An 11,215-nucleotide genomic window follows, 5' to 3' on the forward strand; every position below is an offset into this window, starting at 1 on the left:
ACGGCTCCTCCGTAGCTGGAGCGGGTGGGCCCGGGCGGGCCGTCCCCGTCGTGCTCGTCCACAGGGGTGGTCTGTCACCCCAAAGTACTTTTCTACAGGGCGATATGACGATCGGTTACGGACTTGATACCTGGATTTCGAAGGCCGGCGACGATGGGGCATTGCCCGCCCCGATCCCTCCTTCCGAAGCCGCCGGTACCCGTCGGCCGCCGGCCCACCGGACCGGCCCGGGAATCCGCAGGCGAGCGGGGCCCGCGCCTGCCCGCGCGCTCAGCTGACGACTGCTTCGGGGGCGAGGTGACGGGTGCGTACAACCGTTCGTATCATTCGCACGTCCACTCATCGGGCCTTCATCCCCTCGCTTCTCACAGCCGGAGCCGTGATCGTGCGCACCTACCGTCCTGCGGCCACCGCCGCCCTGTTCGCGCTCACCGCGAGCGCGATGGTCCTCGGGACGGCCACCGCCTTCGCCGACGCCGCGACACCGAGCCCCTCGGCGTCGGCGGTGGTCACCTCCACGCCCTCGGCCACCGCCACGTCCTCGGCGGAACCGGAACCGACCGTCGGCCCCACGTCGACGACGACCCTGCAGGTCACCACCACGGGGTCCCCCACCGTCACCCCGACGGCCACCCCGACCCTGCCCCAGGGCTGCACGGACGTGCGCGAGGAGGGCATGCCGGTCCACGGCGTCACGCTCGGCACCGACGGGTCCACCCGGGACATGGCCGTCTCCTTCTACAACAGCGGTTCGACGACGCTCACCGACTTCCGGATCACCGGTGTGATCAGGAGCGCGACGGGTGCCGTCCCGCCCACGACCGAGGTGAGGTTCCAGGGCGACACCGCCTGGGCCCCGGTCACGCCGGACCCCGCGACCGGGTCGGTGTCCCTCGGCCACCACCGGATCCCGTCGCACGAGATGTTCACCGTGGTGCTCCGGATCTCCGCCGACCCGGCGGCGAGGGCCGAGGGCTACATCCTCGCCGTCTCCGGAGTCTCCGAGGCGCTCCCGTACGGGGTCGGCGCCACCGACGCGAAGCACACCTGCACCCGGCTGGCCGGATCGTCCACCGGCCGCGTCACCTTCCGCGAGGAGCCGGCCGCCACGGCCTCCCCGTCGGCGAGCGCCCCGCCCACCGCGAGCGTCCCTCCGACCGCCTCGGCGTCGCCGTCCGCGACCCCGACCGCCGTCGGCGTCCCGGTGGTCGCCCGCGGCACCGGCACCACGGCCGAGACCGGCGGCGGCCTCGCCGAGACCGGCGGCAGCTCCACCACCGCTCCGCTCGCGGTCACCGGCGTCGTCGCCATCGTCCTCGGTTGTGCGGCCGCCCTCGTCGCCCATCGCCGCAGGAACACCCGCGGCTGACCCACCGGTCCGACTCCCACCGGTCCGACTCCCACCGCTCCTTCGGTCCGACTCCCGCCGGCCCGACTCCCGCCGTCCGGGCCCGCGCGCCCGAGCACCCTCCACCGGGGCCGGGCACGCGCTGCCCGGCCGCCACCCGCCCCTGCGGGCCACGGTCGTCGGGCCCGTGGTGCCGGAGCACCGTTCCCGGAATAACAACGATCAGTGCGAGGGCCGTTCGTGCATCATGTGGGGATGAACCGCAGTGACCAGCGCTTCCACGTCATCGTGCTGTCGAACTTCGCGAAGGGCTTCGACAAGTACGCGTTCGCCTACGGGAAGGCGGGGATTCCGGAGAGCACCTATCCCGACCGGTTCCACCTGCTGACCCGTACGGAGTTGGGCATCGGCATCGACAAGGCGCGACGCCTGCTGACACGTCTGGCCATCCCGGGCGACCGGCTGCTGGTGCTGGAGACCGCGGTGGATCCCGCCGAGCTGGCGCCCAACGTGTCGACCGGCCTCGGCGCGGAACTGCGCGAGGCCCGCATCCGGCTGTCGGCCGTCCACGAACTCGACCAGGTGGGCGAGGAGTTCACCCTGCGCCCGACCACCGTCGAGGACGCGATGGCGGCCTCCCTACAGCTGCACGCATCGGCCCTGCATCACTACACGGACCTGCGGCCGCGCTCGGTCTCGGTCCTACCGGTCGCCTCCGCCTGCCAGGCCCGGTGCTCGTTCTGCTTCTCCTCGGCGTCGATCTCCAGCGACCAGACCCCGGCACGCGTCCCCTGGGACGCGGTCACCGGCTGGCTGGAGCGCGCCCGGACGGCGGGCGCCGAGCGCGCGGTGATCACCGGCGGCGGGGAGCCCACGCTCATACCCTTCGAACAGCAGCTGCGACTGGTGGCCGCCTGCTCGGCGGCGTTCCCGAAGGTCGTCCTGATCACCAACGCGCACACCCTGGCGAAGGGTGAGCACGCCGACCGGGCCGACCGACTGGAGGCCCTGGGCGCCGCGGGCCTGAGCGTGCTGGCGGTCTCCCGGCACCACCAGGACGACGCCGTCAGCGAGCGCCTGATGATGCTGCGCACGCCGGTGAGCTCCGTGGCCGACACCTGGCGCGTGGAACGCGACCGCTGGCCGGGCCTACGGATGAGGCTGATCTGCGTGCTCCAGCACGGTGGCGTGGCCGACGCGGCCGGCGTCGCCGACTACCTCTCGTGGGCCGCGGCCCTCGGCGTCGAGGAGGTCTGCTTCAAGGAGCTCTACGTCTCCACCAGCACCGAGTCGCTCTACTTCGACCGCACCGCCAACGTCTGGAGCCGGGAGCACCAGGTCCCGCTGTCCGTCGTCACCGGGTTCGCCGAGCGGCACGGCTTCGAACCGGTGAGCCGCCTGCCCTGGGGCGCACCGGTCTACCGGGGCAGCTGGGACGGCCGGCCGATGCGGATCGCCGCCTACACCGAGCCCAGCCTGCTCTGGGAGCGCACCCACGGGACCGCACGCAGCTGGAACGTCCTGGCCGACGGACGCTGCTACGCCTCCCTGGAGGACCGGGCCAGCGAGATCCTGCCGGAAGGTGCGCCGGCATGAGGCTCCAGGATTTCCAGGAATTCCAGGAGTTCCGGCAACGGCGACTCGGTGCCGACCCGTCGCTCCTGGACGCCGCCGAGACCAACGTGTACCGGGCGCTCGCCCCGATCCGGCCGGAACCGCCGACCGACATCCGTACGGTGCACCGGTGCGATCTCGCCCGGGCCTGGCTGCGGCGGTTCGAGCTGCCGGAGGAGTGGTCCGGCCGCGCCATGGTCTGCCGGGGCGTACGGCACGGGCTCGGCGTGGTGTTCCACCGGCTGCGCGCCGTACGCGCGCGGTTGTGGCTGCCCGCGGACGTGTACCCGGTGTACTTCGAGCTGGCCCGCGCCGCGGGCCTGACACCTGCGTCGTACCCGACGCTGCCCGCGCCGGTCCTGCCGAGCGCGCCGGCGGACGACCGGCCCGAGTATCTGCTGCTCGCCAACCCCAGCAAGCCGCTCGGCCGGTACCTGTCCGAGGCCGAGTGCGCCGCGGCGGTTTCGTGGCTGCGGGAATCACCGCACCGCCGCCTGATGATCGACAGCGTCTACGACCTGGGAGCCCCGTTCGCCGACGGAACGCGGCGGCTGCTGGACACCGGTCGTGCGGTCCTGCTGCATTCGGTCACCAAGGGGTGGCTGTGGCCACGGACGTTCGGTGTGGTCCTGCTGGATCCGGAGGAGGCCGAACTGGCCGGAGCGTTCCGGGCGGACCCGCCGACGCCGGACCAGTTGAGGCTGGCCGACCGCCTGCTGACCGAGCACGGCGACGTCCCCCGGCAGGTCGCCGACGAACTGGCCGTCCGGGCCGAGCGGTTGTTCGCACGGTTGCCGGACGAGGTGCTCGGGGCGATTCCCGCGACGAGCCGGACCTGCCGGGGCAACTACTTCTTCCCGGTCGACATCCCGGTGGAGACGCTCCGGCGCGAGTATGGCGTGCTCGCCCTGCCGGTCGGCGTGTTCGGGGAGAGCGACTGGTCCGGCTCCGTCCTGACCAGCCTCGCCGACGCCCCCGGCCCGATGCCGACGGTGACGCGACGAAGCCGCTGAAGGACCCGGCGGCGCGTCGGCCCCGCTCGATCCACGCAGGGGAGGGGGTGTGCCGCACCGCCGGGCGGCCTCGGGTGTCCCGGTGCTCCTCGGGCAGACGGATGCCGGGCAACGTCAGCAGCACACCCGCCCCCTGGGGCGGTCTTCTTCGGCTCGCCGGGCATGCGTAGTGCGGCCAGACTGGAAATACCGGACCTTCCACCGACCCGACCCGCCATCATGCCGGCCCCGGGCCGGACTCCGGCCGACGGTCACCACCGGCGCACGGAATGCGCGGCCCGAGGGGAAGGCCGCCACCGACCCGCGCCGGGCAGCCGCTCACCCGAACCGGCCCTGCCCGCCGGTGCCCGTTCGCAGAACCCTCTTCGCAGAACCCTCATGGAGCGGTCATGGCGATACTCATTCCGACGAAGGACGTGACGAAACCGCGGCACCTGTTCGTCCCCTACCGAAGAGCGGATGGAACGGGCGCGCTGCAGATCGTCCACACCGGCACGCTGGCCCTCGACGGGGGCGGCGGACCGCTCGGCGACAATGTCGTGGTCGCCTTCGTCCCCTACGGCCCCTCGGGTTCCGTGAATCCGCCGACCACCGGAAAGGTCCAGGACTTCAGCGGCGTCCTGACGGCATCGACGGTGACGGCCACCCTCGCGGGGTTCAGAGTGACGGGGGACGACAACATCACCGCGTTCATCGACTCCTCGGAGTTGCACCTTCGGGCACAACCGGGCCTGACGGGTATCAGTGGCCCGCCCCTGTGTCTCATCATGGAAGTCCGCATCGCGGCCTTGCGCACCAAGATCTCCAGAATCGCCTACCAGGCGACCGTCAAGGTCGAACCCGATCCCGGGAACGAACACAGCGCCGGCGCCCTGGAGAACATCCCGAACCTCATCCCGGCCGGAAGCCCCGGGGGATCCATGGTGGACGCCACCCGCAGAGATCCCATCCTGTGACCATCCCCGTCCTTCCGATCCCGCTGCCGTCCGCTGCCGTCCGCGGCCACCGCGGTCACGCCTCGGTCGCCGGTGCGTCCTCCGCCGCTTCCTGGAAGTCGACGACGGCCTCACCGTAGGACCGCGCCCAGTCCGTCAGAGCGGCGATCGGCTCGACGAGGGTCAGACCGAGAGGGGTCAGGCCGTACTCGACCCGCGGAGGCGCTTCGGCGTACGCGCGGCGCTCGACCAGGCCGTAACCCTGCAGCTTGCGCAACGTCTGGGTGAGCACCTTGCGCGAGATACCACCGATGAGATCGACGAGTTCACCGTGCCGACGCGGTTCGCGGCTGAGCGCGAACAGGACGACGACCGCCCACTTGCTGGTGATGATATCGACGGCGAGCCGGGCCGGGCAGTCGGCGAGGAAGACGTCTCCCGCTGGGTCACGCATGGGCCGAAGGGTACCAAGAGGTACCCGTCGACTCCGTAGCGTCCTGTTCCATGAATACGCCGCGAACGGAAATCTACGTCCTCGTCCATGGCGCCTGGCACAACGGGCGCGTCTGGGACCGGGTGACACCCCTGCTGACCCGGGCCGGGCACCGGGTGTTCGCCCCCTCGCTCACCGGCCACGGCGACAGGGAGCACCTGCTCGGTCCGGAGGTCGGACTCGACACCCACGTCGCCGATGTCGTCGCCCTCCTCCTCGGGGAGGACCTCACCGACGTGGTGCTGGTCGGTCACAGCTACGCCGGAATGGTCATATCCGCCGTGGCCGACCAGGTCCCGGACCGGATCGCCGCCCTGGTCTACGTCGACGCGATGGTCCCGGTCGACGGCGAGAGCGTGCTCGACGTCCTGCCCCCGACCCGGCACCTGCTCGAACTCGCCGCCGACTCCGACACCCCCTGGCGCATCCCGCCCCTGCCGGAAGGCCCCGCCCCCACAGGCCTGTTCGGGGTCACCGACCCGGCGGACGCGGCCTGGCTGCGTACCCTGCTCTCGGACGAGTCGGCGCTCTGCTTCCAGCAGCCGGTCCGACTGGAGAACCCCGCCACGGCCGCCGTCCCCCGGACGCACATCCACTGCGTCGGAAGCGCGCCGGAGGGCATCGCCCACCGTCCCGTTCCCGCGACCCAGCCCAACGGCACTCCGTCGCAGGTGTGGCAACTGCGGAGCGGCCACGACTGCATGATCATCGCACCGGGCCGGCTGGCCGAGCTCCTGCTGAAGGCCGCCGATGGCACCGGGCACACCGAGCCGGCAGGCGCGCCGGGCGTTCCGTCCTGAGACGGTTCCGCAGGGCGCGGTCGCTCAGCGCCGGGTGGTGGGGCGCGGTGCGGCCGGCAGGGGCGGGCTGAGGACGGGCTCCAGCAGGTGGGCGAGTTGCCGGCGTTGCTGCGCGTCGAGCCGGCCGGTGGCCGGGGCGAGGGCGTCCCGCACCTCCTCGTAGAGGCGCTGGGTGAGGTCGCGCCCGGCGTCGGTGATCAGGACGACGACGGCGCGCCTGTCCTCGGGGCTGGCCTGGCGGGCCAGCAGCCCTCGTCGTTCGGCGCGGTCGATGAGGCCGGAGAGGGTCGACTTGTCCAGGCCGAGGAAGGCCGCCAGGTCGCTCATGCGGGGGCGCCGGTCGCGCACGATGCCGAGCACGCGCAGCTGGGTGAGGGACAGGTCGTGCTCGGCGCCGACGCGGGTGAGCACGCTCATGACCTGGAAGGCGCTGCGGACCAGGCCGTCGATCAGGGCCTCTTCGGAGCCGTCGGAGTCGTCGGGAGCCATGGCCACCACCCTACTTGACATTATTTGTATTACCAACAACCCTGGATTTGATTGGGAATGCAAACCAACGTCCGAGGAGTCCCCATGCACGCAGCAGTCGTCACGGCCTACGACGCACCGCCCGCCTACGGCGAGCACCCCGAACCCGTCGCCCGGGGCGAGCACGAGATGGTCGTGGACGTCCTCGCGGCGCCCCTGCACCACCTGGCCCGGGCCAAGGCGAGCGGCGCCCACTACTCCGCCTCCGGCGTCCTCCCGCTGGTGCCCGGCGTCGACGGCGTCGTCCGCGACCCCGCGGGCCGCCTGCGCTACGCGGTCCTGGACGACACGGACCTCGGGACCTTCGCCGAGCGCACCGTCATCGACGCGCGTCGGAGCGTGGTCCTGCCCGACCACGTGGACCCGGTGCGGATCGCCGCCGCGATGAACCCGGGCATGTCCTCCTGGGTCGCCCTGCGCCGCCGCATCACCTTCCAGGAGGGCCGGCGCGTCCTCGTCCTGGGTGCCACCGGCAGCGCCGGGCGCATGGCCGTCCAGATCGCCAAGCGGTTCGGCGCCGCCCAGGTCATCGCCGCCGGCCGCGACACCGCCCGCCTCCAGGAGCTGCCCGCCCTCGGCGCCGACCGGACGCTCACCTTCGACGAGATCGCCGCCGCGGCCGACGTCGACGTCGTCCTCGACTTCGTGTGGGGCGAACCCGCCGCCGGCTCCATGCTCCCGATCCTCACCGCGCGCAGCGACCGCTCCGCGCCGCTCACCTGGGTCCAGATCGGCTCCATCGCGGGAGCGACCGCCGCGGTCCCGTCCGTGGCCCTGCGCTCGGCCCGGTTGCAGCTCGTGGGCAGCGGCATCGGATCGCTCTCCCCCCGCGACTTCATCGCCGAACTCCCCGAGCTGGCCGCCGCGGTGACCGACGGCGCCATCGACGTGCAGGCGCGGGCCGTACCGCTGGCCGGGATCGCGCAGGCATGGAACGACACCCGCTCCGGCGAGCGCCTCGTCCTCGTCCCGTAGGCCCCCTTCCCTGTCGATCGGCTCGGCACCGAGGGGGGTGCGGCCCCGACGCAGGGCGGCAGAACCGTCCGGGCCGTCCCGCCGGCCGGCCCCTGAACCGACCGGCGGGCGCGGCCTCGCCGGCCCAGGGTGCCGGCCCCACGCCCTGCTGAGCGCATCAGCGGCTGATGTACAGGGCGCAGATGTCGTCGCGGCGGGTGTGCGGGGCGACGAGCGCGTGCACGATCTCTTCCAGGGGCCGTGGGCCGCGGGCGTGGGTCAGGGCGGTTTCGGCCAGTCGGGCGAGGCCCTCGTCGAGGGTCTCACCCCGCCTTTCGATCAGGCCGTCCGTGTAGAGCAGCAGGTGGTCGCCGGGCAGCAGGTCGACGGTGGAGGCCTGGTAGCGGGCCGCGGGGCTCGCGCCCAGCAGGATGCCGCCGGCGGAGGGCAGGAAGCGCGCCCGGCCGTCGCGTATGAGCAGGGGCGGCGGGTGGCCGGCCCGTACCCAGGTGAGCCGGGAGGCGGCGGGCTGGTACACGGCCATGATCATGGTGGCCGTCGGGCCGGTGCGTTCCGGGGTGTGCAGCAGGAGGGTGTTCAGGTTGGCCAGAACCGTGGGCAGGGGAGTGCCGGTGATGGCCATCCCCTTGGCGGTGAAGCGCAGCAGGGCCATGGTGGCGACGGCGTCCAGGCCGTGGCCGGCGACGTCGCCGACGACGAGCAGCGCGCTGTCATCGGGCAGTTCGACGGCGCTGTACCAGTCGCCGCCGAGACTGAGTCTTTCCTGCAGGGGCAGGTAGGCGACGTCGACGGTGAGGCCGGCGAGGTCCAGCTTCTGCTGAGGTACCGGGAGGAGGGTGTCCTGGAGGCGGGCGGCGAGGTCGCGTTCGGCTTCCAGGAGGCTCCGGTGGGCGAGGGTGGCCTGCTGCTGATCCAGCAGCTGTTGTTCGGCGTGCTTGGCGGCGGTGAGGTCCTGGAAGAAGCCGTGGACCCGGACGGGTCGGCCCTGCACGTCCGTCTCGGCCTCGGCGACCACCCGCACATGGCGCTCCCCTCTGCCGGGGAGGCGGACGCGGAAGGTGCGGTCCATCGGTTCGCCGGCCTTGAGCAGCCGCCCGACCGCTTCCTCCACCGCCGGACGGTCCTCGGCCCCGGCGTGGGCCGACAGTTCCTCCAGCGGCATCGGGCCCAGCGACCGGTCCCTGTCGAAGATCGAGTACACCTCGTCGGACCAGGTGATCTCCCGGCGGACCAGGTCGCGGTCGACCCAGCCCATCCGGCCCAGGCGCTGCATCAGCGTCAGCCGGTGCTGCTCGCGTTCGCTCAGGTCCAGACGGTTCCAGGAGACGATCAGCCCGCCCTGGCACGGTGCCGCGCGCACACCGTACCGGGACCGGTGTGGGATGCCGGCGGCCCTCTCCTCGTATTCCAGCTCCCCCTCGTAGACGGCACCGCTCTCGAGCACACCCAGGTAGCCGCGCCACAGGTCGGTGGTGTCGAGGCCCGGGTAGGTGCCCAGAACGCTCAGTCCCCGTAGCTGCGTGCCGCGGCGCCCGCCGATGTCGACCGCCGCGGGCGAGGCGGCCATGAGACGGAAGTCCACCACGTCACCGTGGTGCCCGTACGCCGGCTGGAGGAAGACCACCGAACCGGGGAGACCGGCCAGGACCTCCCCGACCACTGCCGGTCCGCTCCCCGTCCCCGTGCTGCCACCCGGCATCGGCGCTACCGGCTCCCCGTCGTCCGTCATGCACCGAGCATGTCACGTCCCGCGGCGCCGGAAGCCCGAGGCAGGGGTCCCCCAGCGGGTGCCGGCCCCACGCCGCCTCCGCGGCGAGCAGGCCCGCCGCTCCGGATTCACGCCGGACGCGGGCCGAAGGACGGGCCGCCGTCACGTCCCGGCCCTGTGCGTCCATGTCCCCGGTCGGCTGGTGGACGTCGTCACACCTGGCTTCGTCGTGTCTGCGTCCTCAGCTCTCGGTCGGATGGCGTCCCGCTGAGTGGTGTAGCAGAGATCTTGGTGTAACCCCTGGTCATGAAGGAGCCATCGCGCAACTCTCCGAGTAGGAAGGCTCGTTGAGTGAGAGGTGCGCGATGGCCTTGTCCCGGTCCGACCCACTCCGCCTCATGGAGTCACTGCGTACGGCGGACGGAATCGAGTTGATCAGGGCCCTGGCCCAGTGGATGCTGCAGGAGTTGATCGAGGCCGAGGCGACCGCCCGGATCGGCGCCGAGCCCGGCGAGCACACCGACGCCCGCACCACCTGGCGCAACGGCCACCGCGACAAGACACTCACCACGCAGGCCGGCGACCTGGACCACGCCATCCCCAAGGTCCGCACCGGCAGCTTCTTCCCCAGCCCGCTCGAGCGCAGGCGCCGCATCGACCAGGCGCTCTACGCGGTCATCATGGAGGCCTACGTCCTGGGCGTTTCCACCCGCTCGGTCGACGACCTGGTCAAGGCGCTCGGCGCGGACACCGGCGTCTCCAAGAGCGAGGTCTCCGGGATCTGCGCGGGCCTGGACGAACAGCTCACCGCGTTCCGCACCCGGCCCCTCGGCCGCATCCGCTTCCCCCACGTCTACCTCGACGCGACCTACTGCAAGGCCCGGGTGAACCACCAGATCGTCTCCCGGGCCGTGGTCGTCGCCACCGGGATCACCGAGGACGGCGGCCGCGAGGTCCTCGGGATGATGGTCGGGGACAGCGAGACCGAGGTGTTCCGGGCCGAGTTCCTCCGGTCCCTGCGCGAGCGCGGCCCGACCGGGGTCCGCCTGGTCATCGGCGACCACCACAGCGGCCTGGTCAAGGCGATCCGCAAGGTCATGCTCGGCGCCCCCTACCAGCGCTGCCGCGTCCACTTCCTGCGCAACACCTTCGCGATCATCCCGAAGGAAGCCGGCGAGATGGTCGCCGCCACCATCCGCACGATCTTCGCCCAACCGGCCGAGGCCGCGGTCCGGTCCCGGCTCGACACCGTCGCCGAGATGCTCGGCAAGCAGTTCCCCAAGGTCAAAGCGATGCCGCTGGAGGCCAAGGACGACCTGACCGCCTTCGCCGCCTTCCCCGAGCGACATCGGAAGAAGATCCAGTCCACCAATCCGCTGGAGAGGATCAACCGCGAGATCAAGCGCCGCACCGACGTCGTCCAGGTGTTCCCGAACGACGACGCGCTCCTGCGGCCGGTCACCGCCGTGCTCTTCGAGATGCACGACGAATGGATCGCATTCCCCCGCCGCCACCTGCCCGAAGGCAGCATGGACCGGATCTACCCCGCCGAGCGCAGCCGCGACGAACTCCCTCCTACTTCATGACCGTTGGCGCACGACCACTACACCACTCCACGGGACACGACCCGTACTGATGCCACGTCGGTCTCCCTGGTGCCGATGAACCCGGGGCAGTCGGATCCTCCACGACGATCGCCACGCCTGAGAAAGTGTTGGGTAATTGATCAACTTCATGGCTTGATCCACTGGTGGTGATCTTTGCGTCGTCCTGTCCGTGAAGATCACTGCCATGTGTGTCT

Annotated in this window: 10 protein-coding genes; 7 read left to right on the top strand and 3 right to left on the bottom strand. The window is 71.8% G+C overall.

Going from position 1 to position 11,215, the window contains the following annotated elements; translation table 11 throughout:
- The first annotated feature begins 385 nt into the window (after positions 1 to 385).
- From ACWEQL_RS24470 to ACWEQL_RS24485, 4 genes are all read left to right on the top strand, one after another.
- Positions 386 to 1,369 carry a hypothetical protein gene (locus tag ACWEQL_RS24470; RefSeq protein ID WP_452152440.1) on the top strand — a complete coding sequence of 328 codons (984 nt, stop codon included), beginning with the start codon at positions 386 to 388 and terminating at the stop codon, positions 1,367 to 1,369.
- A 234-nt stretch (positions 1,370 to 1,603) separates the two neighbouring features.
- Positions 1,604 to 2,944 (top strand): radical SAM protein, encoded by a 1,341-nt coding sequence (locus ACWEQL_RS24475; RefSeq protein WP_452152441.1) that lies wholly within the window; start codon positions 1,604 to 1,606, stop codon positions 2,942 to 2,944.
- A complete protein-coding gene (locus tag ACWEQL_RS24480) occupies positions 2,941 to 3,975 on the top strand; it encodes an aminotransferase class I/II-fold pyridoxal phosphate-dependent enzyme (protein ID WP_452152442.1) in 1,035 nt (344 codons plus the stop codon). Before ACWEQL_RS24475 ends, ACWEQL_RS24480 begins: the two co-directional genes overlap by 4 nt.
- Positions 3,976 to 4,364: 389 nt before the next feature.
- On the top strand, positions 4,365 to 4,931 hold the full coding sequence (locus ACWEQL_RS24485) for a hypothetical protein (RefSeq protein WP_452152443.1): 567 nt from the start codon (positions 4,365 to 4,367) through the stop codon (positions 4,929 to 4,931).
- 55 nt (positions 4,932 to 4,986) lie between these two features.
- Here ACWEQL_RS24485 and ACWEQL_RS24490 read toward each other — a convergent pair whose 3' ends face one another.
- The gene (locus ACWEQL_RS24490; protein ID WP_452152444.1) at positions 4,987 to 5,364 is read right to left on the bottom strand and encodes a winged helix-turn-helix transcriptional regulator; all 378 of its coding nucleotides are present in this window, start codon (positions 5,362 to 5,364) and stop codon (positions 4,987 to 4,989) included.
- A gap of 50 nt (positions 5,365 to 5,414) precedes the next feature.
- On the opposite strand from ACWEQL_RS24490, the gene ACWEQL_RS24495 reads away from it, so the two are divergent.
- Positions 5,415 to 6,203 (top strand): alpha/beta fold hydrolase, encoded by a 789-nt coding sequence (locus ACWEQL_RS24495; RefSeq protein ID WP_452152445.1) that lies wholly within the window; start codon positions 5,415 to 5,417, stop codon positions 6,201 to 6,203.
- A 24-nt stretch (positions 6,204 to 6,227) separates the two neighbouring features.
- On the opposite strand, the gene ACWEQL_RS24500 is transcribed toward ACWEQL_RS24495, so the two are convergent.
- Positions 6,228 to 6,692: a MarR family winged helix-turn-helix transcriptional regulator gene (locus ACWEQL_RS24500; RefSeq protein WP_452152446.1), complete on the bottom strand. Its 465-nt coding sequence runs from the start codon at positions 6,690 to 6,692 to the stop codon at positions 6,228 to 6,230.
- 84 nt (positions 6,693 to 6,776) lie between these two features.
- On the opposite strand from ACWEQL_RS24500, the gene ACWEQL_RS24505 reads away from it, so the two are divergent.
- The gene (locus ACWEQL_RS24505; protein ID WP_452152447.1) at positions 6,777 to 7,706 is read left to right on the top strand and encodes a quinone oxidoreductase family protein; all 930 of its coding nucleotides are present in this window, start codon (positions 6,777 to 6,779) and stop codon (positions 7,704 to 7,706) included.
- 157 nt (positions 7,707 to 7,863) lie between these two features.
- Here the strand turns inward: ACWEQL_RS24505 and ACWEQL_RS24510 are convergent, their stop codons facing one another.
- Complete coding sequence (locus ACWEQL_RS24510) at positions 7,864 to 9,435, bottom strand: PP2C family protein-serine/threonine phosphatase (RefSeq protein ID WP_452152448.1); 1,572 nt, start codon at positions 9,433 to 9,435, stop codon at positions 7,864 to 7,866.
- A 344-nt stretch (positions 9,436 to 9,779) separates the two neighbouring features.
- On the opposite strand from ACWEQL_RS24510, the gene ACWEQL_RS24515 reads away from it, so the two are divergent.
- Positions 9,780 to 11,000 (top strand): IS256 family transposase, encoded by a 1,221-nt coding sequence (locus tag ACWEQL_RS24515; RefSeq protein ID WP_452152449.1) that lies wholly within the window; start codon positions 9,780 to 9,782, stop codon positions 10,998 to 11,000.
- Positions 11,001 to 11,215 lie beyond the last annotated feature (215 nt).

This window comes from Kitasatospora sp. NPDC004240 (assembly GCF_053603215.1).

Coding starts and splice junctions, on each gene's coding strand:
- ACWEQL_RS24505 (WP_452152447.1), top strand. CDS start 6,777: ATGCACGCAGCAGTCGTCACGGCCTACGACGCACCGCCCGCCTACGGC.
- ACWEQL_RS24510 (WP_452152448.1), bottom strand. CDS start 9,435: ATGACGGACGACGGGGAGCCGGTAGCGCCGATGCCGGGTGGCAGCACG.
- ACWEQL_RS24500 (WP_452152446.1), bottom strand. CDS start 6,692: ATGGCTCCCGACGACTCCGACGGCTCCGAAGAGGCCCTGATCGACGGC.
- ACWEQL_RS24490 (WP_452152444.1), bottom strand. CDS start 5,364: ATGCGTGACCCAGCGGGAGACGTCTTCCTCGCCGACTGCCCGGCCCGG.
- ACWEQL_RS24485 (WP_452152443.1), top strand. CDS start 4,365: ATGGCGATACTCATTCCGACGAAGGACGTGACGAAACCGCGGCACCTG.
- ACWEQL_RS24480 (WP_452152442.1), top strand. CDS start 2,941: ATGAGGCTCCAGGATTTCCAGGAATTCCAGGAGTTCCGGCAACGGCGA.
- ACWEQL_RS24495 (WP_452152445.1), top strand. CDS start 5,415: ATGAATACGCCGCGAACGGAAATCTACGTCCTCGTCCATGGCGCCTGG.
- ACWEQL_RS24515 (WP_452152449.1), top strand. CDS start 9,780: ATGGCCTTGTCCCGGTCCGACCCACTCCGCCTCATGGAGTCACTGCGT.
- ACWEQL_RS24475 (WP_452152441.1), top strand. CDS start 1,604: ATGAACCGCAGTGACCAGCGCTTCCACGTCATCGTGCTGTCGAACTTC.